Origin of the sequence: Klebsiella sp. WP8-S18-ESBL-06, assembly GCF_014169755.1 — a bacterium.
GTDB classification, from domain to species: Bacteria; Pseudomonadota; Gammaproteobacteria; order Enterobacterales; family Enterobacteriaceae; genus Kluyvera; species Kluyvera ascorbata_B.
This window is the reverse complement of record NZ_AP022257.1, coordinates 61,220-87,396: the sequence shown is the minus strand read 5'-3', so window position 1 is coordinate 87,396 and position 26,177 is coordinate 61,220. Positions and strand designations below refer to the sequence as shown.

At 50.6% G+C, this 26,177-nt stretch carries 19 protein-coding genes and 7 pseudogenes; 3 read left to right on the top strand and 23 right to left on the bottom strand.

All coding sequences use genetic code 11. The features are described 5' to 3' along the window. Positions 1 to 77: 77 nt before the first annotated feature. The 6 genes from uraH to H7R76_RS25320 form a co-directional block, all read right to left on the bottom strand. Positions 78 to 488: a hydroxyisourate hydrolase gene (uraH, locus tag H7R76_RS24135; protein ID WP_074526384.1), complete on the bottom strand. Its 411-nt coding sequence runs from the start codon at positions 486 to 488 to the stop codon at positions 78 to 80. A gap of 99 nt (positions 489 to 587) precedes the next feature. Then, complete coding sequence (locus tag H7R76_RS24130; RefSeq protein WP_000331736.1) at positions 588 to 1,313, bottom strand: MerR family transcriptional regulator; 726 nt, start codon at positions 1,311 to 1,313, stop codon at positions 588 to 590. Between the two features lie 176 nt (positions 1,314 to 1,489). Continuing rightward, positions 1,490 to 2,577 (bottom strand): IS3 family transposase gene (locus tag H7R76_RS24125; protein ID WP_088569307.1). Its coding sequence is split into 2 segments (ribosomal slippage): positions 1,490 to 2,325 and positions 2,325 to 2,577, totalling 1,089 coding nucleotides; the frame shifts between segments, so codons are not numbered across the junction. Positions 2,578 to 2,712: 135 nt separating this feature from the next. Next, positions 2,713 to 3,243 carry a GNAT family N-acetyltransferase gene (locus H7R76_RS24120; RefSeq protein ID WP_182039154.1) on the bottom strand — a complete coding sequence of 177 codons (531 nt, stop codon included), beginning with the start codon at positions 3,241 to 3,243 and terminating at the stop codon, positions 2,713 to 2,715. Between the two features lie 3 nt (positions 3,244 to 3,246). After that, on the bottom strand, positions 3,247 to 3,516 hold the full coding sequence (locus H7R76_RS24115; protein ID WP_022652312.1) for a type II toxin-antitoxin system TacA family antitoxin: 270 nt from the start codon (positions 3,514 to 3,516) through the stop codon (positions 3,247 to 3,249). Between the two features lie 791 nt (positions 3,517 to 4,307). Further along, complete coding sequence (locus tag H7R76_RS25320) at positions 4,308 to 4,628, bottom strand: hypothetical protein (RefSeq protein ID WP_502711076.1); 321 nt, start codon at positions 4,626 to 4,628, stop codon at positions 4,308 to 4,310. Here H7R76_RS25320 and H7R76_RS24110 point away from each other — a divergent pair. Then, positions 4,612 to 5,361: a RepB family plasmid replication initiator protein gene (locus H7R76_RS24110; protein WP_502323889.1), complete on the top strand. Its 750-nt coding sequence runs from the start codon at positions 4,612 to 4,614 to the stop codon at positions 5,359 to 5,361. The genes H7R76_RS25320 and H7R76_RS24110 overlap by 17 nt on opposite strands. A gap of 322 nt (positions 5,362 to 5,683) precedes the next feature. Here H7R76_RS24110 and H7R76_RS24105 read toward each other — a convergent pair whose 3' ends face one another. The 9 genes and pseudogenes from H7R76_RS24105 to H7R76_RS24065 all read right to left on the bottom strand — a co-directional run bounded on the left by H7R76_RS24105 (position 5,684) and on the right by H7R76_RS24065 (position 15,024). After that, positions 5,684 to 6,424, bottom strand: coding sequence for a tyrosine-type recombinase/integrase (locus H7R76_RS24105; RefSeq protein ID WP_045282345.1), 741 nt, complete (start codon positions 6,422 to 6,424; stop codon positions 5,684 to 5,686). A 120-nt stretch (positions 6,425 to 6,544) separates the two neighbouring features. Then, on the bottom strand, positions 6,545 to 6,685 hold the full coding sequence (locus H7R76_RS24100) for a transcriptional regulator (RefSeq protein ID WP_182968095.1): 141 nt from the start codon (positions 6,683 to 6,685) through the stop codon (positions 6,545 to 6,547). Positions 6,686 to 7,000: 315 nt separating this feature from the next. Then, positions 7,001 to 7,774: pseudogene (locus tag H7R76_RS24095) on the bottom strand (IS5 family transposase); the annotation flags it as partial. Between the two features lie 21 nt (positions 7,775 to 7,795). Next, positions 7,796 to 8,410, bottom strand: a complete 615-nt coding sequence (locus H7R76_RS24090) for a helix-turn-helix transcriptional regulator (protein ID WP_227674014.1) — start codon at positions 8,408 to 8,410, stop codon at positions 7,796 to 7,798. Positions 8,411 to 8,576: 166 nt separating this feature from the next. Continuing rightward, positions 8,577 to 9,152, bottom strand: a pseudogene (locus tag H7R76_RS24085) (IS5-like element ISEc68 family transposase); the annotation flags it as partial. A 1-nt stretch (position 9,153) separates the two neighbouring features. After that, complete coding sequence (gene etk / locus H7R76_RS24080) at positions 9,154 to 11,334, bottom strand: tyrosine-protein kinase (protein WP_182968093.1); 2,181 nt, start codon at positions 11,332 to 11,334, stop codon at positions 9,154 to 9,156. Between the two features lie 19 nt (positions 11,335 to 11,353). Further along, positions 11,354 to 11,800: a protein-tyrosine-phosphatase Etp gene (gene etp / locus H7R76_RS24075; protein WP_000057871.1), complete on the bottom strand. Its 447-nt coding sequence runs from the start codon at positions 11,798 to 11,800 to the stop codon at positions 11,354 to 11,356. Beyond that, positions 11,788 to 12,927, bottom strand: a complete 1,140-nt coding sequence (locus H7R76_RS24070; protein WP_001295357.1) for a polysaccharide export protein — start codon at positions 12,925 to 12,927, stop codon at positions 11,788 to 11,790. The genes etp and H7R76_RS24070 overlap by 13 nt, the downstream gene beginning before the upstream one ends. Before the next feature lie 45 nt (positions 12,928 to 12,972). Next, a complete protein-coding gene (locus tag H7R76_RS24065) occupies positions 12,973 to 15,024 on the bottom strand; it encodes a YjbH domain-containing protein (RefSeq protein ID WP_227674022.1) in 2,052 nt (683 codons plus the stop codon). 44 nt (positions 15,025 to 15,068) lie between these two features. Between H7R76_RS24065 and H7R76_RS24060 the strand changes: the two genes are divergently transcribed. Beyond that, entirely contained in the window at positions 15,069 to 16,049 is a 981-nt protein-coding gene (locus H7R76_RS24060) for an IS5-like element ISEc68 family transposase (RefSeq protein WP_000082736.1), read from the top strand. A gap of 172 nt (positions 16,050 to 16,221) precedes the next feature. On the opposite strand, the pseudogene H7R76_RS24995 reads toward H7R76_RS24060, so the two are convergent. Continuing rightward, a pseudogene (locus tag H7R76_RS24995) lies at positions 16,222 to 16,383 on the bottom strand (dTDP-glucose 4,6-dehydratase); the annotation flags it as partial. 56 nt (positions 16,384 to 16,439) lie between these two features. Between H7R76_RS24995 and H7R76_RS24055 the strand changes: the two are divergent. Further along, a protein-coding gene (locus H7R76_RS24055; protein WP_223174630.1) for an IS1 family transposase occupies positions 16,440 to 17,137 on the top strand; the annotation gives its coding sequence in 2 pieces (ribosomal slippage) (positions 16,440 to 16,689 and positions 16,689 to 17,137; 699 coding nt in all). Positions 17,138 to 17,153: 16 nt separating this feature from the next. Here H7R76_RS24055 and rfbB read toward each other — a convergent pair. The 7 genes and pseudogenes from rfbB to H7R76_RS24020 form a co-directional block, all read right to left on the bottom strand. Further along, a pseudogene (rfbB, locus tag H7R76_RS24050) lies at positions 17,154 to 18,086 on the bottom strand (dTDP-glucose 4,6-dehydratase); the annotation flags it as partial. A 92-nt stretch (positions 18,087 to 18,178) separates the two neighbouring features. Beyond that, positions 18,179 to 19,153, bottom strand: a pseudogene (gnd, locus tag H7R76_RS24045) (NADP-dependent phosphogluconate dehydrogenase); the annotation flags it as partial. Positions 19,154 to 19,434: 281 nt separating this feature from the next. Beyond that, positions 19,435 to 19,926, bottom strand: a pseudogene (locus H7R76_RS24040) (IS110-like element ISSm1 family transposase); the annotation flags it as partial. 97 nt (positions 19,927 to 20,023) lie between these two features. Further along, entirely contained in the window at positions 20,024 to 20,779 is a 756-nt protein-coding gene (istB, locus tag H7R76_RS24035; protein WP_001282653.1) for an IS21-like element ISSso4 family helper ATPase IstB, read from the bottom strand. A 16-nt stretch (positions 20,780 to 20,795) separates the two neighbouring features. Beyond that, positions 20,796 to 22,331 carry an IS21 family transposase gene (gene istA, locus H7R76_RS24030; RefSeq protein WP_000447015.1) on the bottom strand — a complete coding sequence of 512 codons (1,536 nt, stop codon included), beginning with the start codon at positions 22,329 to 22,331 and terminating at the stop codon, positions 20,796 to 20,798. Between the two features lie 252 nt (positions 22,332 to 22,583). Further along, a pseudogene (locus H7R76_RS24025) lies at positions 22,584 to 23,102 on the bottom strand (IS110 family RNA-guided transposase); the annotation flags it as partial. A gap of 84 nt (positions 23,103 to 23,186) precedes the next feature. After that, positions 23,187 to 26,174, bottom strand: a complete 2,988-nt coding sequence (locus H7R76_RS24020; RefSeq protein ID WP_182968125.1) for a Tn3 family transposase — start codon at positions 26,172 to 26,174, stop codon at positions 23,187 to 23,189. Between the last annotated feature and the right edge of the window lie 3 nt (positions 26,175 to 26,177).

Below are 26,177 nucleotides of genomic sequence, written 5' to 3'. Positions count from 1 at the left end.
TAAAACTTACACAACATGACTAATTTGTCCAAGTATTAGCGGAATTATTTTTTATTTGCCTTTAAAATCAACGTTTCTTAACTGCCCTTGTAAGTTGAATAACCGTATTGGCTCAGCAGGAGAGGGATGTGCAGCTTTTCGTTGGTCCGGGTTACGGTGAACAGCACCGGGATCTCCGGGAAGAAGGAGTCCAGCTTCTTCCCGTGGAAGTAATCTGCGGTTTTAAAGGCCACTTTATAGACGCCGGGCTGCATATCCTGATCCTCCGGATAAAGCGATTTGATGCGGCCGTCATGGTCAGTTTTGCCGCTGGCAATTGGGGTCCATTTGTCCTGCTGCTGTTTTTCCAGCGTGACGGTAACGTCCGATGGCGGGATCCCGGTTTGCTGGTCAAGAATGTGTACGCTCAGCGTGCCGGCAGGGGCGCTAAAGGCGGCAGGGGCAAAGGCCAGGGTGGTCAGCATCAGCAGAGAGGCAGTTTTTTTCATTGTGTTTTCCTGTGGGGTTGTCGGTCACAGGAAAACGTTAGCATTTGTGGCGCGGGAAAATATTCAACTTTTCGTGAAGATTCCCGCAGGAGAAAATGATTAGAGGATAATCACTTCAAGCGATACCTGCTGCTGCCACTGCTCGATCTGCTTTTTGCGCGCGGCGGTGAGTTTACCGCGCGTGACCAGAAGCCAGTGGCGGTCCGGGAAAATCTCCGGGGCCAGCGTGGCGGGCGGCGTGGGTAAAATATCGATACGGTGGCCTTGCCCGGTGCGGGTTAAGGCTTCGAGCCAGACTTCGCACGGGTCATTCAGGTTCCAGCCGCTGAGCAGGATGTTGTCGCCCGGCGCTTTTTTATCGCCTTCCAAGCAAAACGAGGTGTAGGCGATGATGATGCCGTCGAGGATCTCCCGCAGGGTCATGGCGGCGGCGACGTTTGCCGACACCTGACTGCGCAGCGGACGCAGCACGTTCGCGACCAGTTCTGGTCTTGGGTACTCGCGTCCTGCGTCGTAAATCATCTGACGCAGGGACTCGATTTTGCCGTCCTGCAGGCGCTGTAACATGCTCTGCTGCAGCGTGAGCCAGTTGTTGGTCAGGCGCGACGTAGGGCGCTCCAGCAGCGGTTTGACCTGGCCAATCGGGACGCCTTTTTTTACCCAGTCGAGGATTTTTAGCGCCTGCTGGACGTCCTCATCGCTGTACTGGCGGTGGCCGCCCTCCGTGCGCTGAGGCTTGAGTAAGCCGTAGCGCCGCTGCCAGGCCCGCAGCGTGGTGGCGGTGATCCCGCTGAGTCTGGCGAATTCGCCGATGGAGTAAGCCATGTCCGTGTCCAGAGTTGAGGAATACTCTCAATATACTACGAATTTTCGCGGATGGGATGAAGCGCCGCCGCGGTGCACTACACTTAATTTCCAACCGTGCAAATGAAAGGAATTCTCATGAAGCTATGGCCTGTTGTGGTAATCCCCCCATTTTTAGCAGAGGTCAATAGTAGAACTTAGGCTGTGCGCAGCTCATGTTGTCTTGGCGTATAACCACCCAGTGCCATATTCGGCCTTTCGTGATTATAAAACCACTGCCATTCTGTCGCGTAGCGTTGTAATTCATCCAGCGAACAAAATAAATACTGCCCCAGCCAGTCATAACGCACTGTCCGGTTATAGCGCTCAATATAAGCGTTTTGTTGCGGATTTCCCGGCTGAATAAAGTTGAGTTTTATTCCGTTATCCTCCGCCCAGTTTATTAATTCGTGGCTCGTGTATTCCGGGCCGTTGTCACATCTGATTGCGGCGGGTTTACCTCGCCATTCAATGATCTGCTCAAGTGTGCGTTTTACCCGACTGGACGGCAGCGAGAAGTCCACTTCTATTGCCAGGGCTTCCCGGTTGAAGTCATCAATAATGTTCAAAAGCCGAACTGAACGGCCATCTGAAAGCTGATCATGCATGAAGTCCATTGACCAGCATTCGTTGCTGTATTCCGGCACCGCAAGCGGCTCTGGCTTATCACGCTTCAGCCTCTTTTTAGGTTTGATCCGCATATTCAGTGATAATTCGCAGTAAATTCGATAAACGCGTTTATGGTTCCAGCGAAAACCTTTCACATTACGCAGGTACAAAAAGCACAAACCAAAACCCCAGTTCCGCTGGCTGCCTGTAATGCGCAGTAGCCAGCCAGCAATACGCTGATTTTCTACAGAAAGACGTGGCAGATATCGATAGCACGTTTCACTGACAGAAAAAATCTGGCAGGCCAGGCGGATACTGATTTGCTGCGTGCTGACGGCGTGTCTGGCCATCTGTCGGCGTTGAGATGGCCTCACCACTTTTTTGACATAGCTTCCTGAATAACTTCAGCTTTAAGTCGCTCTTCGGCATACATTTTCTTAAGACGCCGATTTTCATCTTCCAGTTCTTTGAGACGCGCCATCAGAGAGGCATCCATCCCGCCAAACTTTGACCGCCATTTATAGAAGCTGGCGCTGCTGAAGCCATGTTCCCGGCACAGCTCAGGGACCGGTGTTCCGGCTTCAGCCTGTTTCAGAATGGTCATGATTTGGCTGTCGGTGAAACGTGATTTTTTCATAGAGATCTCCTCAGTTGAGATTACGAGAAAATTCTACTTATGAACACACTGCTTTTTCGGGAGGATTACCGTTCCTACAAAACACCAATTTTGACACCAATGATAGATAGACCAGAAATCATATGGCCTGATTATTTATTCATCTTTTACTTCGAACAACTCTTCAATAGATTTTGTCGGGTAGAAGAGCGAATTACAGTTCTCTTCCTTTAACTGTATAAAACCCAGTCGAAGGTAGAATTTTTGGGCGTTGTCGTTCAGCGCCTCCACGAACATTCCGTGTATGCCCACAGCCTGCGAGGCCTGATACACGACTTTCATCGCATGGGTCACAAGTATTTCTCCATATCCCTGGTGATGAATGCTTTTATCAATTGCCAGACGGCCCAAAGTCACGCTCGGCACATTCTTGTAGGGTACACGCTTTTGTTGTGTTTTGCTGGGTAGAAGTATTTTCTCAAAGCAACTTCCTGATAGCGTGTAGTACCCCATCACACGCGGTTTATCCTCTCTCGTCACGAGAACATAACCACGTAAGATCTTACTGTTATGCTGCCGTTTCAGATGGTCAGTAAGAAAAGTATTCAGATACTCTTCTCCACAATCGAAGTTGCTTAATTCATATTCAACTTCCTCTGAAAAAATCTCAATCCTTAAACCCTCCATTTATTACTCCAGTTCCCGGAGACGGTTAGCGGCGCGTTTCAGCCGGTCATTCGGTGCTGGCGGATTAATGATTGCATCCATAACCAGGTTCCAGGACTCCTCATTGAGGAGCAGACGACGGTGCTGGTCAATAACTTCTGCAGCGCGTTCTGAGGCGGTACTGACCATGAACTGCGAAATTGACTGGTTAGTCATTGCTGCAGCTTCTTCGATCATGTGTTTGTCGTCTTCATTTAATCTCAGGTCAATGCGCTGCTTTTTCAGTGCTGACATAGTTTCTCTCCCAGGCCACTCTTTAATCTGAAAGAGCGGACAGTTTTGTTGAGTTCGGGACTTAAGGCGATAGCATGTACGGATGTATACCGTACAATTATAATAGAGTTATGGTATGCATGTTTCAACCACTAGTTGGCTGTGGATCCGGGTACAGCACGTAAAGGTGTAGAGAAAAACTTCTCGATGTTGATCGGTCAGGCTCAAATTACCGTTGCTGTGTCTGATCGGAAGAAACCAGAATCAAACTGTACTATGTAACCTCCGTATCATGGCTCTGAGAGAAGTGCAGTTTTGACATAGTCTGTATTGAGAAATGAATAGATCAGTGCTCGCCGCAGTCCGGTGACCGGGCTTATGCCCGCGAACCGGCGAGGAAGCGCAATAGCACAGATGCTGGCAGGAGCAGGTACGCGTTGTTGCCGGTATGAAAAGGGATCATTAATGAACAGTCTGAATTACCTTGTCGGTCAGCAGGTTATCCACATATACAGTCATTCGATCCAGTAATAAGATCCTTAAAGCGATCCCTGTAAGATCCAAAGAAGATCCCGACACCTCTGAAGGCCGCGTCAGGACTGAGCCTAGAGCATGATCACATAAGCTGTAGCATGTTAATCATAAGCTGTAACTGGTAGACAATAAGCTGTATTATGCAACGGATATGCTGTAATAAGCGATTGATATAAACTACAGTGAGTATGTCACCTGAAAGTTCATCAGGGCTGTGCATAAACTGAAGCCAGTTGTCTGGCGTTTTACAGGCCATAACATGAGAACAGTGGCTGCTTTTATTCTAAAACAATCCACCGATCGGGGGGCTCTCTGGACAAGGACAATCTGGACATAAAAAAGCTGTTTGAAGAGGTGGATAAATCCTCCGGTGAAGTCGTAAATCTCACACCTAATGCAGCTAATACAGTGCAGCCTGTGGCACTGATGCGGCTTGGGGTGTTTGTTCCCACGCTCAAATCACTGAAAAACAGTAAAAAAAATACGCTTTCCCGTACTGATGCGACGGAAGAACTGACGCGCCTTTCTCTCGCCAGAGCCGAAGGGTTTGATAAGGTGGAGATCACCGGCCCCCGCCTGGACATGGATAATGACTTCAAGACCTGGGTAGGGGTGATCCATTCCTTTGCCCGGCATAAGGTTATCGGCGATAAAGTTGAGCTGCCGTTTGTCGAGTTCGCCAAACTCTGCGGGATCCCCTCCAGTCAGTCATCACGTAAGCTCCGGGAGCGTATCAGCCCTTCACTCAAGCGTATTGCGGGTACAGTGATCTCGTTTTCCCGCACAACGGAGAAACACACCAAAGAGTACATCACGCATCTGGTGCAGTCGGCTTACTATGATACGGAAAAAGATATCGTTCAGCTGCAGGCCGATCCACGTCTGTTTGAACTCTACCAGTTTGACCGTAAAGTCCTGCTGCAGCTCAAGGCCATCAATGCCCTGAAGCGTAGGGAGTCAGCTCAGGCTCTTTATACCTTTATAGAGAGTCTGCCGCGGGATCCGGCACCGATATCACTGGCGCGTCTGCGGGCCCGTCTGAACCTGAAATCCCCTGTATTCTCACAGAACCAGACGGTGAGGCGTGCCATGGAGCAGCTCCGGGAGATTGGCTATCTGGACTACACTGAGATCCAGCGGGGACGCACAAAACTCTTCTGCATTCACTACCGCCGTCCCAAATTAAAGCCACCTCATGATGAGAGTGCGGAGAACCCGCAGCTGCCTGCCACACCGGGTGATGTCAGTCCGGAGATGGCTGAAAAACTGAAACTTCTCGAGAAACTGGGCATCACGCTTGATGACCTGGAAAAACTCTTCAAATCCCGCTGAACATAAGCTGTAGTGAGTAATCCATCTCTGTTTACTTACTACAGCTTATATTACTGCCTCTGGTGAGTGTTCTGCTCACTGCAGCTTATATAAGCAGTGATGAGAGCTGCCCATACCGGAAGCACTGCCTTCCTGATCCACAAGCCCTTCAGAACGGCATTCCTGTTACTGCCGGAGCCCTGCGAAACCGTCGTGCCCACCATAAACCGGCATCTGCTCACTATAGCTTATGTTGCCTGCTACAGTTTATTTCACTCACTACAGCTTATCTCCGGGAAGGTTTACTCACCACAGCTTATATAAACTGTGGTGAGTGACGTTGTCACGTAAGAGGGGGGAGTGTCCGGAGGATCTGCGCGGCATCATGCCCGTCACCGGTGAACGGCACGGCCAGTGTGGCGGCCATATCCAGCGCGAATACCCGGGTATACACCTCCATGGAGCGCGGATCCTTGTGACCGGCCAGTGCCTGAATCACTTTCCGGGGCTGGCGATGATAGAGCATGTGCATGATGTAGCTGTGCCGGAAAGTATGGGGGGTCACCGGAATTGAAAAATGCACCCCGTCAGCTTCGGCCCGCTTCACGGCCTGCTTCAGCCAGTTACGCATGGTTTCATCGGTGACGGCCCACAAAGGTTCGCGCCGGCGGGGGCGGGTGGTGACCATCCAGCTCGCCATCTGCCTGACATAGCTTATATCGGTCAGCGGGACCAGGCGGACCTCATCCTTTGGCGGGCGTCCGCGTCGTGCCCGTACTTTTTCAGACAGTACCCGCACAAACGGCCGCAGCCCGTCGAGATCAAATGACTCCGGGGTCAGCGTCCGGGCTTCTCCGATACGGATGCCGGTGTTCCACATGGTGGCGAACAGCATGTGATGCCGCTGGTCGGGCATATACCAGAGGAGGGCACTGACTTCCGGCGCCAGCAGGTAGGTCGGGGTGGCGCCGGTGGAGGTGGCCATGCGTCGTAATGCCACGGCGGTCGCAAAATCAACGCCGGGGGCGATCGGCAACAACGAAACGCGTTCTGGTGAATTCTGCAGGGGAATGACGTTGTTCATCAGTTATTTTTCACGTAGCGCACGCACTGTTTATGGATACAGGTATTTTGCACCTGACCGGCCGATCCTGCCATGACAATAAATCGCAGCGCGCGGATCCTTTTATTGTCTTATCCCGCATTATTGCGGGTAAAACCAAATGCGTAAAGGATCATTTTTCAGCGTCGATCCACGCTGAAGCCAGTCATGACGCGGGCTGAGGGCCGTTTTACGTTTTTTGGGAGAAATGGGGTAATGCCAGGACAGACATGATCGGACCATAATGAGAATGGAGCAGAGAAGAAGAGGATGGGGTCCGCTTGGAAAAGGGAAAATAACCTACGCTAAGACTACTTTTTAACCAATCGGCTATTGGATATCACTCGGTTCGCGGGGCTACAGCGTTTCTGTGTCCGAAACCGAACGATTGCGTACACCATGCCAATAACATGTACGAAAGTAAGCAAAACTGTTAACGGACAGTCAGATCGTTCCGTACATCCCTTACGGTCAGGGGTTCGCGCTCAATGGAACGAAATCACTCGTTAAGCTCAAAACGCTTAACGTAGGAAAATTTCCGTTTTCCAAGCGGACCCCATTACTCCCGGTCATTCGCTGATTAGCCACTGCACGGTTACGGTCTGCATATTCACCGGGCCAGTAACCCGCACCTTTTCGGGGAGGGATAAGCGCGCTGATTTTCTTACGCCGCAGTTCATCGTGACATAGCCGGGTATCGTAAGCGCCATCGGCGGCGGCTGACCTGATTTTCCGGTGGGTTTGCCGGATTAACCCGGGGAAGGCCTCTGAGTCCGTAACGTTGTTCAGCGACAGGTCAGCGCAGATGATTTCATGTGTTTTACTGTCAACGGCGAGATGCAGCTTACGCCAGATACGGCGGCGTTCCTGGCCATGCTTTTTGACTTTCCACTCGCCTTCACCGAAGACCTTCAGCCCGGTGGAATCAATTACCAGGTGTGCGATTTCACCCCGGGTGGGCGTTTTGAAACTGACATTAACCGACTTTGCCCGCCTGCTGACACAGCTGTAATCCGGGCAGCGTAGCGGAACGTTCATCAGAGAAAAAATGGAATCAATAAAGCCCTGCGCAGCGCGCAGGGTCAGCCTGAATACGCGTTTAATGACCAGCACAGTCGTGATGGCAAGGTCAGAATAGCGCTGAGGTCTGCCTCGTGAAGAAGGTGTTGCTGACTCATACCAGGCCTGAATAGCTTCATCATCCAGCCAGAAAGTTATGGAGCCACGGTTGATGAGGGCTTTATTGTAGGTGGGCCAGTTGGTGATTTTGAACTTTTGCTTTGCCACGGAACGGTCTGCGTTGTCGGGAAGATACGTGATCTGATCCTTCAACTCAGCAAAAGTTCGATTTATTCAACAAAGTCTGATTTCGCCGCAGGAATAGATTTTCTTTAAAGAGTTAAACCCCAACTGTTTCATTATGCTGTTGCTGTAGGTATAGGTGGTTTTTGGCTTGATGTTATATAAGGTACTGATATCGTCAATCGTGTAGCCTGAGATCATTAACTTCAGGACACAGAACTCCATGTGCGTCAGTTCGATATGTTTTTTGACGATCCCGCTTTTGCTGGGGTGGCGCTGGGTATGCATTTTCCTGACGATTTCATCGTTGGTCAGATTATTGATGTTCACGAGACGATGTTTGTAATGCGAGCAGATGCAGGCGAAAAGCTCCGGAAAGATATCCGAGTGGTAAGCGATGATGATCTCATCTATGGCGTGGAGATTTGTTTTCTGTTTGAGTGAGATAAGCCACTGAAAGTAGATGATGTTGCTATAAATAGAGTCAGGAAGCACCAGGTACAAGGTAAAAAAACTATCTTTTTTCATACCTTTTGCCCAGTCATGAAAATGGTGCTGATTATAAAAAGAGAGAATCTCTTCTTTTTTGAATGTATTGGAAAGTAAATGGCGCAATCCGATATTGCTGAAATGACATCTTGATAATATGACCCGCGACGTATCCATTTTTATTCCTTTGGTTAAGGAAGTTGCGATTAAGTGGTCCGCAGCTCCCGATATGACGCCCCAAACCGTCCTTTATCGACGTCCTGTGGCTCAATTTTCCAATTTTCAGCCCAAAATCGTCTCTTCGTGGCTGATTTTGGCCCTGTTTCAGGCCAATTTCCTCATTTCAGGTAGATCTCGCCTGTGCCCGTATCAATTGGTCAACTCGAACCAGGTTCGCCAGGGTGAATAACATCGCCAGTTGACTGTCATTTTTAGCCAGCCCCTTGTACCTGGCTTTGACGAAACCAAACTGACATTTTACTATCCGAAATGGATGCTCAACCTTCGCTCGGATACTCGCTTTCAGGTATTCGTAACGGATGGCCAGCTTGTTCTTGCGCGGGTGTTGCTTCAATGCATTCACTTTGCCGGGACGCTTGGCGATAAGCCAGTCTGCGCTGACATCGCTGAGCTCATCGCGCTTTTCGGCCCCCTGATAACCAGCATCGGCTGAGATAAATTCTTCATCGCCATGCAGTAACTTGCCAACCTGATTGAGGTCGTGCTCGTTAGCCGCCGTGGTCACCAGACTGTGGGTCAGGCCACTTTTGGCGTCCACGCCAATGTGCGCTTTCATGCCGAAGTACCACTGGTTACCTTTCTTGGTCTGGTGCATGTCTTCATCACGGCTGTTGTGTTTGTTTTTGGTAGAGCTGGGGGCTTGAATGATGGTGGCATCCACCAAGGCTTTACCTTCAGTTTTACTCTTTCTCGGAGTAACTATAACCGTAATAGTTATAGCCGTAACTGTAAGCGGTGCTGGCGCGTTTAATCACACCATTGAGGATAGCGCCTTTAATATTGACGCCTGCCTGTTCCAGACGCTGCATTGACAAGCTCACCTCTTTGGCGGTGTTCAGGCCAAAACGCGCAACCAGCAGGCTGGTGCCGACAGAGCGCCCCACGACCGCAGCATCGCTCACCATCAGCATCGGCGGCGTATCGACAATCACCAGATCGTAATGGTCGTTCGCCCATTCCAGTAATTGACGCATCCGATCGCGCATCAGCAGTTCAGACGGGTTAGGTGGTATCTGACCGCGAGTAATCACATCAAAGCCTCCTTTGCCAAAATGCTGGATCACTTTGTTGAGCTCATCTTTACCTGCCAGATATTCCGACAAGCCATGTTCATTACTCACGGTAAACAGGTTATGCGAATAACCACGGCGTAAGTCGGCATCAATAAATAACACTTTTTGATCGGACTGGGCGATCACCGCTGCCAGAGTTGAACTGACAAACGTTTTACCACCGTCTGGCGTCGCACCGGTGATCATTAGAATGTTATTCTCCGTCTCCATCATAGCGAAATGCAGACTGGTTCGTAGCGCACGTACGGCTTCCACAGCAGAATCCGCCGGGTTATCCACCGCCAGGAAGGGGATATTTTTAGTACGATGGCGCTGCTGATTAGAAAATAAATTTTTCTTACGCAGACGGGTGCGTTTATCCAGCCACTCGGACATTGGGATAGTGGCATAAACGCTGATGCCGTGCTCTTCCAGTTGTTCCGGGGCTTCTACACCACGACGCAACATCGCACGCGCCAGCACGGCACCCACAGAAATAAACAGGCCAAGAATAAAACCAAGCACCACGTTCAACGCTTTTTTCGGTTTCACTGGCTGCGGCTGAGTGACTGCCGGGTCGATAATCCGCACGTTACCAATGGCACTGGATTTCGAAATACTCAACTCCTGCTGGCGGTTAAGTAATTGCAGATATACCGCACGGCCCGCTTCTACGTCACGACTTAAACGCAACACTTCCTGTTGGGTGGAAGGCATTGCCGATACCCGCTTATTCAGGCGTTTGCGTTCTTGCTCCAGCGTCTGGCGTTTTTCCAGCAGCGCACGATAAGTTGGGTGATCTTTCTTATACAGCTGGGAGATCTCTGCCTCGCGGAAGGTCAGCTCATTGAGTTGATTATCAACGTTCACAATCTGCTCAAGAACGGCTTTGGCTTCCAGGTTAAGGTCAACCGAATCGCGCTGCTGGCGATAAACGCTGAGTTTTTCTTCCGCCTGGTCCAGCTCGCTGCGCACTTCTGGCAACTGGCGCTGTAAGAATTCAAGGCTTTGTGAATCCTGCGCCGCCTGGCGAGCGATATTCTGTTGCAAATAGTTGTTAGCGATGCTGTTCAGAATACGAGTAATCAACTGGGGATCATCACCAGTCATGGTAAGTTCCAGCATCCCGCTTTCTTTACTGCGTTCGCTAACGGTAAAGGTTTTCTGCAACGCGTTAATCGCTTCCAGTTCGGTACGCTGGCTCAGGACAAACTGTGTTCCTGGTTTGGCCTTAATGTCCGCGATAGTCAGCGCAACGCCATCTTTTTCCAGACGCTGGCCGACCATACCATTGACGGTGAACTCTTCACCTTCCAGCGTATAGTGGCCGTTTTCCCCAACCGTGAGTGTCAGTTGCTGATCCTGACCATTCAGTTGTGGAATATGCATCCAGCTGATCGCCAGCTCACCTGGTTTCTCTTTGGTTAATCTCGCCCAGCCGCGACCCACAATCGGAAAATACTTCTGCTCAACCATGTCGCGCAGATTCAGTTCAGCAATGGTTTTACCGAGAATCATGCGCGATTGCAGCAGTTGGATCTCCGGTGCAGACTCGGGCGATGAGTTAGGGATCATATCGCTCAGGTCACTGAGAATGGCGTTGCCCTGTTTCTGCTCAACCTGGACCAGAGTATCTGCCTGATAAATTGGCGTGCTTAACAGCGAGTAAGCGACAGCGATCAGCGTGAATAACGCGGTCACGCTGATAATAAACTTACGGTGATCCCATAACTCGCCGACCAGACGAAGCAGATCGATCTCATTTTCCTGAGTGCTGCCTGGTGGCGTATTCATATTTTTAGTTGTCATCGTATCTTATAAACTCAAATTACCGGCTGAGGCGCTTCGCCCATTCCTGACTGGCGCGCTCCAACATACCGTAGACATGTTCAAATGCGTCCTGACTTTTACGATAGGGATCCGGGATCTCTTTCTGTTCCAGCCATTGCCCAAACAGCATTGTCTTCCCGCGGACCTCGGGAGCGATTGCGGTAACCTGAGCAATATGTTCCGACTCCATTGCCAGAATCAGATCGTAATTTCGTGCCATCTCAGCAGTGAGCTTACGTCCGGCATGTCCTTCAAGAGATACGCCATGATTAGCGGCAACATCTGCCGCTGTCGCATCTGCAGGGTGTTTTACCAGACCATGAACACCTGCCGATTTGACTTTTACGCCCGGCAGACGTTTACGCAGCAAGCGCTCGCCAATGGGCGAACGGCAAATGTTGCCGGTACAAACCACCAGGATTGAGTTAAATTTTAGTTGGGCCATGTTTGAATCCACCGTGAAGTCTCTGTCAGGTCATGCACCCCGGAAATCGTCGGTACCAGCAGAGAAATCACACGGTTCCAACGAGCCAGCGGCGCGGTAGTGACATAAACAATGTCGTAAGGTTCAAGCTGGAATTCCGTTCCGAGTATCATTGCCGATGCGTCCTTCGCATTCAGCTGATAAATATTGGCGATTTTGCCATTCTGCTTGTTTTGCGTTGCACGAATAACAAAAATCCCCGTCGCATCAGCGACATCCTGATTCATACCCTCAGCGTTACCCAGCGCTTCCGCCAGGGTCATACCGCTGCGGTCCATTTTCAGCGTGCTCTGTTTACCCACTTCACCCATCACGAAGACTTTCAGATCATCGTTGCGCGGAATAAATAAAATATCGCCCGGGTGCAGCAGTTTGTTCTGGCGCAAGTCGCCACGCTGCATCAGCGCATAGAGGTTCACTTTGGTCTTTACGCCATTCTGGGTGAGCACCACATTGCGCCAGTCTGCATCTGCGGTCAGACCGCCCGCGGCGTTAATCGCATCCATGATGGTCAGAGGAATATTGGTAATCGGCTGCTGACCCGATTTGCTGACTTCGCCGGTGACGTACGCTTTTTGCGATCGGAACGCCGCGACGCTGACATCGACTTGCGGGCTTTCAATGACTGAATCGAGACGCGCTGTAATCTCGTTGCGTACCTGGGTAAGTGTTTTCCCGGCCACTTTCAGGCGACCAATATAGGGGTAGAAAATCGCACCATCGGCGTTAACCCAGTTGCCGGTATCACTGGCGCTACGGTATTGCCCTGCGGGGGTGGTTAGTTCCGGGTGATCCCAGACCGTAACCATCAACACATCACCAATCCCGATACGATATTCATAGTTTGCGATTTGCTGCTCCAGCTCCGGGTTAGCCTGCGACATAATCGGTTTGGCGCGCAACTGATCAATCAATCCTGGCGTGACGGGATAGATATTGACCATTTTGTCCAGGTCATACTGATTGTCAGGTAGTTCAATGACATCCTTGTTACTGGTCGATAAATTCTGACCAGGAACAAGGGTACATGCTGTCAAAGACAGAACAGCCAATGTCAGTACCGAAAACTTAAAAATGTTCTTTTTCATTGGTTTATATTTATCAGTCAATGTAATGTTATGAATTACGTCAGGTTATTGTCCAACCGGTACTTCTCGCTCTGCCGTCATTGGATAGAGCTGGTATTTGCGTGACAGCATTTGTCCACCATCACGCGTCAATGGTGTCCACGAAACCACCGCGCGGTTGCGGTTAGGTCCAATGGTCATCAAGTCGAATGGAATCGAGATATAAAAACCTTTACTAAAGCCGCCTTCGCCGTAGTCATCTTTAGATACGTTACTGATTGCCGCCCATACCCCTACCGCCACGCCGCTGTCAAAGCGTTTGGCGACGTCGATCGTTGCGCCTTTATCTTTTGCCAGATATTGCCCAACGCTAAGTTTCATCAGTATGCCATTGAGCGTCGGCGGGTTCCAGTAAGCCGTCACGAAACCTGTGGGCGTGGAATAATCGGTGAAACGCATCATGTTGTCCCAGTCACGCTGCTTCACGTAGTTAACGTCCACACCCAGCGCCCAGCTGGCATCTAGCGGGCGATAAAGCAGCTCGGAACCGACACCGGCATACATCGTTTCCAGATAACCGCCATACATCTGGCCATAGAAACCATTGCCTAAGTCGGCAAAGTAGTTCGCCTGCAAGTTGTTGAGATAAACGTCATTGCGAACGTAATCACGGATATGCGTGCGCACGCGGGGCAGGGTAGAGTCCGCGGGCAACAGCGAAGACTTAAACTTGTCGTAGTTGTTGTAAATATTGGTGAAAATACCGCCATCAAGCAGCAGGTGGTCGGTAAACCAGTAGCGGGCACTGGACATCAGCCCCAGCTGGAACATATAGAAATCTTCCGGGCCGCCCAGCGACTGTGAAAGTGTTGGGTTGAAAGAGTAGCTAAAGCGATCTTCACGAATACGGTAGCCCCGACCAAAGGCAGAAAGATCTTCTGCTTCAACACGTTGTTGTTGAAGTTGCTCTGATTGACCAGGCGCTGTACCAGCCAGCTGTTTGCGCAGGCTGGCTACGTCGGTTTCGGTAGTCACCATCGCCATATGCTCGCGCTTTTGCGTCACGCTAATCTTCTCAACGCCTTGCGGCAGGTTATTCACCAGAATCCGGCTGGCACGATCGACCGCTTCGCGAGAATCACGGTATTTGTATTGTTGACCAGACATATACAGCGTCTTATCGCGCAGCTGAATTTCCGGTGCTTCAAAACCTGCGTTGTACTTCAGCGCGGTAAGTTGGTTCGCTACTGTGGTGTACTGCAATCCTTCAGATTCAGGCGCAGGTTGATATGCCGGTTTTGGCGTATCGCGCAGGGCAGGGCGCAGATCGTTGAAATTGGTCCGTAACGTGAAGCCAAACATCAACGTGTTACCGCGTTCATAACTCAGGTTGAGATCTGCCCAGCTGGCAGCGCGATAAACTGCGCCGACGTTGAAATGGCTTGCCTGAGGCAGTTTGCCAGCGAAATCATTCTGGTAATTGTTGCCATCGTATTCGAGTTTCAGACGCAGGGGATTCCACGGCGTTTGATACTCAATGCCGCCAAAGATGGAAGCCGGGCCACGAAAGATATCGCTAAAGCTGATATCGCCCGCATCGTGAGACTCTGCGCGATGACAATATTTATCGCTCACCCGGCAAAACGGGTTGGTAATATTGCCCGCATTACCGGCGTAGCCCCATGCCATCCCGAGGGTGAAATCAAATGGCCCCGCTTGCTTGCTGGCCACCAGATACTCACCGTCAAACAGACCCGTACCAGCAATATCACGTTTACCAAACGCCACTTGCGGTAGCCAGTAACCTTCTTCCCACAGGCGAAGTTTAAAATCGAATGATTTGTCTTTGTATGACTGATCGCCGCTGAAATCTTCCCACTGGCTATATTTGCGTGTGCGCACATCCGTATAACGAATGGTGCCTTCCAGCCATGGGAACAGCGCCACGGAGGTGGAGTAGAACCGGTATTGATCGTTATCCCGGTAGTTGACTCTGAATTCACCTTCCGGTGCGATGCGCGCATTTGGCATCTGCAACAATCCTGTGCCGCCAAAGTCTGATTGCGACGAACCCAGCGGATCCGGGTAGGTTAAGGAAGGTGCGAATAAGTCCGAGATGTGAGATCATCGTGTTGTAACCTGAACCCAGAATGAGTAACCGGATGAGCCAGCAACTGACTTTTGCCGACAGTGAGTTTTCCAGTAAACGCCGCCAGACCCGCAAAGAAGTTTTCCTTGGCAGAATGGATGACTTGCTTCCCTGGGACAAATTACTTGGCGTTATCGAGCCTGTGTATCCCAAGGCCGGTAATGGTCGCAGGCCCTATCCGCTGGAAACCATGCTGCGTATTCACTGCATGCAGCAATGGTACAACCTGAGCGATGAGGCCATGGAAGATGCCCTCTATGAAATCGCCTCCATGCGCCAATTTGCTCGCCTGTCACTGGATAAAGCCATTCCAGACCGCACTACCATCATGAATTTCCGGCATTTGCTGGAGCAGCATGAACTGGCCCGCAAAATCTTCAGTACCGTTAATCACTGGCTAGCAGAGTGTGGCGTTCTAATGACCCAGGGCACCTTGGTGGATGCCACCATCATTCAAGCCCCCAGCTCTACCAAAAACAAACACAACAGCCGTGATGAAGACATGCACCAGACCAAGAAAGGTAACCAGTGGTACTTCGGCATGAAAGCGCACATTGGCGTGGACGCCAAAAGTGGCCTGACCCACAGTCTGGTGACCACGGCGGCTAACGAGCACGACCTCAATCAGGTTGGCAAGTTACTGCATGGCGATGAAGAATTTATCTCAGCCGATGCTGGTTATCAGGGGGCCGAAAAGCGCGATGAGCTCAGCGATGTCAGCGCAGACTGGCTTATCGCCAAGCGTCCCGGCAAAGTGAATGCATTGAAGCAACACCCGCGCAAGAACAAGCTGGCCATCCGTTACGAATACCTGAAAGCGAGTATCCGAGCGAAGGTTGAGCATCCATTTCGGATAGTAAAATGTCAGTTTGGTTTCGTCAAAGCCAGGTACAAGGGGCTGGCTAAAAATGACAGTCAACTGGCGATGTTATTCACCCTGGCGAACCTGGTTCGAGTTGACCAATTGATACGGGCACAGGCGAGATCTACCTGAAATGAGGAAATTGGCCTGAAACAGGGCCAAAATCAGCCACGAAGAGACGATTTTGGGCTGAAAATTGGAAAATTGAGCCACAGGACGTCGATAAAGGACGGTTTGGGGCGTCATATCGGGAGCTGCGGACCACTTAATCGCAACTTCCCTAAAATGATACCTTTACGCTTCGTCATTTCTTGCGATCTCCATAATTCTGCTCAATCCAGCTTTTGTAAGCACCGCTTTGAACATTAGAAACCCATTCCTGGTTGTTCAAATACCATTCGACTGTTTTTCGAATGCCACTCTCAAACGTTTCCTGAGGTTTCCAACCTAGTTCAGCTGTAATTTTAGGTGATGCTACCAACTTGCTGATTTAGTGTATAATGGTGTTTTTGAGGTGCTCCCGTGGCTTCAGTCTCCGTCTGCTGTCCCTCCTGTTCCGCTACTGAAGGCGTGATGCGTAATGGCAAAAGTACTGCCGGGCATCAACGTTATCTCTGCTCTCACTGCCGTAAAACATGGCAGCTCACCTTCACTTATGCCGCTTCTCAGCCCGGTACACACCAGAAAATCATTGATATGGCTATGAACGGCGTCGGTTGCCGTGCCACCGCACGACTAATGGGCGTGGGCCTCAACACCATTTTGCGCCATTTAAAAAACTCAGGCCGCAGTCAGTAACCTCCCGGATACAGCCGGGCAGTGATGTCATTGTCTGTGCGGAGATGGACGAGCAATGGGGCTACGTCGGTGCAAAATCACGTCAGCGCTGGCTGTTTTACGCGTATGACAGGATACGCAGGGCGGTGGTAGCCCACGTTTTCGGTGAACGCACTATGGCCACACTGGAGCGTCTTCTGAGCCTGCTGTCAGTTTTTGACGTGGTGGTATGGATGACGGACGGCTGGCCGATGTATGAGTCACGTCTGAAGGGAAAACTGCACGTCATCAGTAAGCGTTACACGCAGCGAATTGAGCGACACAACCTGAATCTGAGACAGCATCTGGCAAGGCTGGGCAGGAAGTCCCTGTCGTTCTCAAAATCGGTGGAGCTGCATGACAAAGTCATCGGGCACTATCTGAACATAAAACACTATCAGTAAATTGGAGTCATTACCTAATTTTACGGGCATCAATGGCATAACGACGATCGTGTCCAGGACGATCGGTTACGTAGGTGATCTGGTCCCGATAAGAGCTTGTTTTTGGTACAATTTCATCCAGCAGATCGCATATTGTATGAACTACCTCAATATTTTTCTTCTCGTTGTAGCCGCCAATATTATATGTTTCGCCAGTTTTACCCGTAGTCAGAACGGCATACAACGCACGTGCATGATCTTCAACATATAGCCAATCGCGGATCTGGTCACCTTTGCCATAAATAGGTAATGCCTTATTTTCGAGAGCATTAAGGATGACGAGTGGAATTAATTTCTCCGGGAAATGAAAAGGACCATAGTTATTGGAGCAGTTAGTGACAATCCCCGGCAGTCCGTAGGTGCGGATCCATGCACGAACTAAATGATCGCTTGATGCTTTTGATGCGGAATAGGGACTGCTTGGCGCATACGCTGTTTTTTCGGTAAAGAGCGGTAACGAAGAGGAGCTGTGATGCTCATCAGGATGGGGTAAATCGCCATAAACTTCATCTGTTGAAATATGGTGAAAACGAAATGTCGATTTAGCCCGCTCATCCAGTGCAGACCAGTAAGCGCGACTCGTTTCTAACAGGACGTAAGTGCCAACAATATTTGTTTCAATAAATGCAGCTGGCCCAGTGATGGAGCGATCAACATGGCTTTCTGCCGCCAGGTGCATTACTGCATCGGGTTGATGAGCGGCAAAAATCTTTTCCATTGCAATTTTGTCGCATATATCAGCATGTTCAAAAACATAGCGGTCACTATCGCTTACTTCACGCAAGGATTCCAGATTACCGGCATAGGTCAATTTATCAACGTTAACAACGCTATCTTGAGTATTATTAATGATATGTCGGATAACCGCGGAACCGATAAAACCGGCACCACCGGTGACGAGAATTTTCACGCAATCTATTCCGTTCAAAAGTGAGTGGACTTGGCGAGATAAAAAAGCCCGGTATCGCTACCGGGCTTGATGGAATGGCAGAACTAATTAGATTAATCCAGCCATTCGGTGTGGAACACACCTTCTTTATCCGTACGTTTATACGTATGCGCACCGAAGTAGTCACGCTGCGCCTGGATCAGATTGGCAGGCAGTACGGCAGCGCGATAGCTGTCGTAGTACGCCACTGCAGCGGAGAAGGTCGGCACAGGAATACCGTTCTGTACAGCGTATGCAACCACATCACGCAGCGCCTGCTGGTATTCGTCAGCAATCTTCTTAAAGTAAGGTGCCAGAAGCAGGTTCGCGATATCTGCATTTTCAGCATAGGCATCGGTGATTTTCTGCAGGAACTGGGCGCGGATGATGCAACCTGCACGGAAGATCTTCGCGATTTCACCGTAGTTCAGATCCCAGTTGTTTTCGTCAGAAGCCGCGCGCAGCTGAGAGAAACCTTGCGCGTAAGAGACGATTTTGCCCAGGTACAGAGCACGACGAACCTTCTCAACGAATTCCGCTTTGTCACCAGCTGGTTTAGCCTGCGGACCAGACAGCACTTTGGAAGCCGCAACGCGCTGATCTTTTAGAGAAGAGATGTAGCGAGCAAATACGGATTCGGTGATCAGAGACAGCGGTTCGCCCAGGTCCAGAGAGCTCTGGCTGGTCCATTTGCCGGTACCTTTGTTCGCCGCTTCGTCAAGAATCACATCGACCAGGTATTTACCCTCTTCATCTTTCTTCGTGAAGATATCTTTGGTGATGTCGATCAGATAGCTGTTCAGCTCGCCTTTGTTCCACTCGGTGAAGGTCTCTGCGAGTTCTTCGTTGGAAAGATTCAGGCCCCCCTTCAGCAGAGAGTAGGCTTCAGCAATCAGCTGCATATCGCCGTATTCGATGCCGTTGTGAACCATCTTAACATAGTGGCCTGCACCGTCCGGACCGATATAGGTCACACACGGCTCACCATCTTCCGCAACGGCAGCGATTTTGGTCAGGATTGGCGCAACAAGCTTGTAGGGCTCCGTTTGGGAAACGGACAATATTGTACTATAAGGGCTTCCCCGGCATGTCAACGCCGGTGTTTACGGTTTCTGTCTGCACTATAGTAAAAAAATAAAGGGGAGAGACTGCGGTACTATAAACGGTCATGATGAATCGTCATCGATTCGGACCCTGATGAAAGACGCTCGTGAGGCTCTAGTTCGTTAGTCGGGTACACTTGCCCTGTACAATAAGCAGATATACCTCACGGGGTCTAACCCTTTATCATCAACGAGTTGCAGAACAGATGGTCATACAGCTTTGTACTTTAGCTGGCTGAGTACAACCTGAAATCATCACCGTAATGCAATGATGCCCAGCACAGTCTTGCATTTTTGGCAGCGATGGCAACAACAGCGCGCCAGTATCCTCTGCGTTCGACCAGTGAGCAGACCCAACGACTGAATAAATCAGTCCTTTTCTCCGCCCCGATCAGTACCGAGCGGGCACCCTGAACCAGAAGTGTTCTCAGATACGAATCGCCAGCTTTCGTTATCCTGCCAAGCTTCGACTTTCCGCCGCTGCTGTACTGCGATGGTGTCAGTCCCAGCCAGGCTGCCAGCTGGCGCCCATTCTTAAAATCATGTGCATTACCGATACTGGCGACCAGCGCACAGGCCGTTGTGGGGCCAACGCCCTTCAATTCCATCAGCCGCTGACTGCGATGATCTGTTTTGGCCATGCGGGACAAAATTCGGTCATATTCAGCGATGTTATCTTCAATGCGAGCAACGTGCTCCAGCAAATCATCAACACATTGCGTATTCCGCTCTATTCGATCACGGATTGGCATCGAAGTCCGATCAGCGATTCGCATCCATTCGATCAACCGGGAACTTAACTTTTTCTACCGCTTTTTAACGCGTTTTTTCGCTGCTTTCCACTACCGGGGGATTTTTCCTCAGTGACTCTCCCTGAAGGACCACCCGGTGTGAGTTATGTACCAGTCTGTCCAGGATGGCATCTGCTGTTGTTGGGTTCTCCATCAGACCATGCCATTTATCTACCGGGAACTGGCTTACCACTATCGTGCTGCTTTGTCCGTAACGATCCTCTATGAGCTCCAGAAGGTCATTACACTGGGCGTTACTTAACTGTTCCAGCCCCAGATCGTCCAGGATTAGAACCTGTATTTTTTGCAACTGTTTCAGATATTTCAGCCAGCTGCCATCAACACGTCCCTGAGCCAGTTGTTCCAGTAATCGCCCGGTTCTACAGTACCGGACGCTGTGTTTCTGTCGACATGCCTGTTCGCCCAGCGCATTGGCTATCCAGCTCTTGCCACATCCTGTCGGACCGGTTATCAGCAGGTTTTTCCTGTGGGTTATGTAGTGGCCGTTCAGCAGTTCTCTCATCTGTTCAGCCCGCAGACCTCTTGAGGCCGGATAGCGCAGCCCTTCCGGTGTTGCCTGGTATTTCAGGCCGGCATTTTTTCTCAACCGTGCCACACGGCTGTTTTCCCTGCTCAGAAGCTCGTCATCAACCAGCAGCGTCAGCCTTTCCTCGAACGACAGTTCGTCGTAGGTCTGAGGCGTTTCCCGCTGCCGTATCAGGCTCCCGGCCATCGCCGGGAGTTTCAGTTGGGTCAGTTTGTTTAACAGGTTATCACTCATACTGTTGTTCCTTCTGTCAGTGGTAGTAGCCCGGACCACGCAGGTTTTCATGCTCTGAAGCATATGCCGGATGTTGTTCGCCCTGGCGGGATAATGGAAGCTCCAGGTTCTCCCGATGGTGACGCAGCAGATTGTCGATAAAGCGTCTGTCAGGGGCGTTATAGTGCAGGGCAACGTAACAGGCCTTTTCCAGCCGTTCCGGGCCGTATTTTTTCTGAAGTGCCAGCAGCCCCAGAACTGCACGATAAGCCAGTTCCGGATGGGGTTTTGCCTTCAGCATGGATTCAACCACCCGGCCTGTGGACGGGCCCGTACGTTTTCCCTGCTCGATCAGGCGTTCCGGTGTCCATGTCCCGTGCTGCCGGTGGCGCTCTGGCATGTGAAGCGGATTGGTTGTGTGTTTATATTCATGTGTGCTGCGCGGATGTTGCGCCACACACTGCCCCTTGTGCCAGAGCTGTACCACCGACTGCCCCGCCTTCAGTGACAGACGCTGACCGACCAGTTCGTGTGGAACGGAGTACCAGTGACGGGCATATTCAACGTGGTAGTCAGGGCCAACCTTCACAGCTTTGTATTCCGTGTATTCATAAGGTGCCAGAGGCAGCGGAGAGAGTGCTGGCGCATCCAGTATGCGGAAGCGTTCTGCACGGGTTTGATTGCCGTACCCCTTCATTGGCCGGTTATTCATGTCTGTCAGTAACTCCCTAAGGCGCGCATTCAGCGCCCTGAGCGTGTGGAAGGTTTCATTACGGATGCGGGCAAGAAGCCATCGTTCGACGATGAGGACGCCGTTTTCTGCTTTTGGTTTATCTTTAGGTTTGCGTGGTCGGGCCGGGATGATAACCGTGCCATAGTGCTCAGCCAGTGCCTGATAACTGTCGTTGATGACAGGCTCATATCGATCGGCCTTTTTCACTGCGCTTCTGAGGTTATCGGGGATGAGCAGCTTCGGTACGCCGCCCAGGAAGGTCAGGCAACGGCTGTGGGCATTTAACCATGACATCATGTCCTGACCTTCGCACGCTTCAACGTAGGTATAGTTGGACGCCCCCATTACGGCCACGAAGATTGCCACGCGGCGTATCTCACCGGTGTCCGGATTAATAACAGGAACCGTAGGACCACAGAAGTCGATAAAAAGCTTTTCGCCGGCACGATGCTCCTGGCGCATGGAGAGACGTCGCGTTTTTTTCCACTCCCGGTAGCAACGGCAGAAGTGCGAGTATCCCATCGCTTTGTCACCCGCCTGTGCCTTGTATTCCATCCACAACAGTTGCCGCGTCACACCTGGTTTTCTCATTTCCGTATCGAAGTACAACATGTCAGGCATTACAAGCTCTGATGCAAAGGTGTCTTTGGGCGGAAAAATGAGTTTCTCCAGCGTGTCATGGGATATATCAGCAGGTAATGGCCATGACAGAGAAGAGGCTTTGAAGCGGGCAAGAACCTCAAAAACGGTTGAGGCGCTGATGTGTAACGTCAGTCCGATACAACGGTTAGTCAGCTTCTTGTCGAACTTGAGCTGAAGGATCTTAAAACAGGTTTCCATAGTGCTCCTGGATTTTCTCTTTCTGGACATTGACGTCTCCACTGGTTTAAACACGGCAATGGAGACTGTGGTGAAAAGAGTTAATTCCCGGAGTGACTGGCAGGATGCCAATCAATGATCGGAAGCATGCCAAATCGTGATCGATTGTGATGCCAAACTGTGATCGGAGATGGATGCCAAATCATGATCGATTCGAATGCCAAACTGCGATCGATTCAGATGCCATTTTGCAACACATTGCTGAACCTGAAGTGGTAAAGAATTCTTCTGCTCAAAAACTATGTGGCGCAGGGCATCTGTACTTTGTGGGGCGATAACGCCGAATTCAGATATCAACCCCCGGAGACGATTATATGTTGCTGTTTTCTCTTCGATAAAACCCTGTCGGGTACGATGCAGACACTGCATTGCCTGCTGGCTCTCATCCTTAACCGGCACAAACCGCATATGTGGGCGACGAACCGCCTCGCAGATAGCCTGAGCATCAGCTGCATCATTTTTCCCTGATTTACCAGCCATGCGGTAAGGCGATACAAATTTAGCGGCCATCAGACGCGGCTCATGACCATACTGCCGAAACAGTCTTGCCCAGTAATGAGCCCCGGAGCACGCCTCCATCCCGATAACACAGGGCGGCAAACCAGCAATCAGCCCGGGAAGAGCTGCGCGGGTTACTCTGGATTTAACCAGAACGGTTTTGCCATTCTGGTCAACGCAATGAACAGCGAACACATTTTTAGCAAGATCGATACCGACAGTAGTAATGGTCATAACGAATCCCTCCGGGGTTGTGTTTACCCCATGATTGCACAAGAGTTAATCAGGCGCATAATCAGGGGAAGTCCCTTCCATTCGTTAAGGTTGTTTTTTGTACTGGCTGATATCAACCGGCCGCAAAGGTCGATACTTCCCTTCTGCCAGTTTTTTATTGTTTCTCCAGATATAATCTCCCGTCAGATTAATGTGCTCCCAGCCCAACGGAGACAAGTGTGACAGCAATTGCTCATTGAGATGTAGCCCCTTCCTCTTCAGCAGGTTAACGGCGTTCTCTATATATACGGTATTCCACAATGTGATCGCGGCGGTGATCAGCGTCAGTCCACTGGCCCGGTAACTCTGGTTTTCCAGACCTCGATCCCTTATTTCGCCCAGACGATGCATGAAAACGGCTCTGGCAAGGGCATTCCGGGCTTCCCCTTTGTTCAGACCTGCCTGAACTCTGCGACGCAGTGAAGGATCGCGAAACCAGTCCAGCATAAACAGTGTTCGCTCAATGCGGCCGATTTCCCTCAGTGCCTTGGCAAGCCCATTCTGTTTCGGATAACTGGCCAGCTTTTTCAGCATCAGAGAAGCGGTCACAGTTCCCTGCTTTATTGAGGTCGCCAGCCTCAGAATTTCATTCCAGTGGGTTTCTATCTCTTTGATATTCAGTTGAGTTGTGGAAATAATTGACTGTAGAGCCGGATATTTATCAGCCTTCCCCTGAATAAACAACCGCTTGTCATGAAGATCCCGGATCCTGGGTGCAAAAGCGAACCCCAGCAGATGCATCAGCGCAAAAACATGCTCCGTGAAACCTGCCGTATCGGTGTAATGTTCCGTGATTTCAAGATCACTTTCGTGATACAGCAGGCCATCAAGTACGTGGGTGGAATCACGAACACGGCTGATCACTTTGGTGTAAAACGGACTGTATTGGTCAGAAATGTGCGTATAAAACTGCACCCCCGGCTTCTGACCGTACTTCAGGTTGACCTGACCGGCATAGCGGCCATGGCTGCCAACCCGAAAATTCTGACCGTCAGAAGATGAGGTTGAACCGTCTCCCCATAATGCCGCCAGCGGACGTGACTTCTGGGCATTAACCAGTTCAGCCAGTGCAGCAGAGTACGTTTCATCGCGGATATACCATGCCTGCATGTTTTCCAGCGAAGCCCGCGTGGTTCCCGGACAGGACTCTGCCATTTTGGTCAGCCCCAGATTGATGCCGTCCGCCAGGATGGTGGTAAGCAGCAAACGGTTATCCTGCGGGCGGGTAAGCGGGTTCTTCAGATGGGTAAAATGTCGCGAGAAGGCTGTCCATCTCTCAACTTCATCCAGTATTTCTGTAATTTTTGGGTGTGGCAACATGTTGTAAATCAGGTCGGCCAGTGGTGATATTGTGGAAGGAACGCTGTTATCCAGCGGGGTGATCTTTAGACCTTTATCTGAAATATCCACATCGGGAAGATCCCCGGTAACGGCCATTGCGTTAACTTCCTCCAGGCGGGAGGCCAGCAGCGTCAGCCTTGCCTTAAGGTAAGCTTCGCAATCTGTTTCGACAGGTATATTTAACTGATTATTATTTAATAACTTTTCGAAATTATCTCCTGGCATAAGATAGTCATCGAAGTTTTTGTAGCGCCGGGAACCCCGGATCCAGATATCACCGGCCCGCAGCGCCCCCTTCAGCTCGTTCATTGCGCAAATTTCATAGTATTGCCGGTCAATACCTGAGGGGGTGATCACCATCTTTTTCCAGCTCTCAGGGATGAAATCCAGTGACGCTGATGAGGGAACCTTTCTTAGCTGCTTACGATACATTTCACGGATAGTATCGAGGGCATCATTAAGAGATAAGGCGGCCGGAGTGGCCCTCAGTTGCAGGGCCGATAACAACCGGGACGAATATTTGCGCAGCGTGCTGAATTTTTCGGTAATAAGATGAAGCGGTTCGAAATTATCCTTACGTGCAAGGAGCCGGGTTTCCTCCAAGCTGGCGGCAAAATCTTCCCACGGTAATATCTGTTCAACAGCAGACAGAGGATCTTCGCCTGCGTTGCGTGCATCCAAGATAGCCTGTCCAACGGAAACATACTGCCGTAATTTCTGCTGTATCAGCTTGCCCGTTTTCTGAAGGCGTTCGGCCTGCTGACGTTTTGCCCGGCTGAACATACTGCCCAGTATGCGTTCATGCAGTTCTATAATTTCATCAATGATTGTGGCTCTGGCCTCAGTCAGTACACAGACCATCGTTGCGTATCGACGAGCAGGGGAAAAATCAGCTAAATCCCGGCTGCTCATTTTGCGGCCTTCCCGCGCCAGTTTCAGCAGCCGGTTCTGATGAACTGTTTTATCCACGCCTTCCGGTAGCGCCAGTGCTTCAATGGCGTTAAGGCGGTCGATATGTTGCAGGACATTCTTTCCATTGATCTTTCCCGGAGGCTGAAGCAACCACGTCAAACGGGAGATTTGTTTTTCAGTTGTCACCAGTAGCGCATCAAGCGCTGATTTATGCGTGATACCAAGATGCGCATTCAACGTGGTGTAAACCGCTTTATCACCCAGTGTCATTGCTTCAGCACAGGTACGTTCCACAACATCAATACCAGGAATAATAATTCGCTGTTGATGCAGACGCTTCAGTAATTCCTCGGCGATAAGTATGCCCCGATCGGTCCTGGTAGACAGAGGGAGCAGATGCTGGATGCATTCTTTCTGAAGTGCCCCATTAAAGGCTTTCAGTTCCAGATACCGATACAGTTCCCCCAGGTGCTCGCGCCGGGTGGTATCACGGCCGGAAATATATTCCTGCCAGAGTTCTGCTGAAAGTTTAAGGCGGTTGCCGATGACTCTGAGCAATTCTGCCGGTGGAGACGATTTTTTATCCGGAGCAAACCCGATATTTTTCAGATAGCAAAGAAGGACGGCGAAACCAAACCGGCTGGCCGGTTTACGATGAGCATTAATAAATGCCAGATCCTGCTCACTGAAATAGGCCATTCGGGTCAGCGTTAACTCATCGTCCGGTAATGCCAGTAATGATTCTCTTTCCGACAGAGAAAGAATCTGCCTCCTTGCCATATA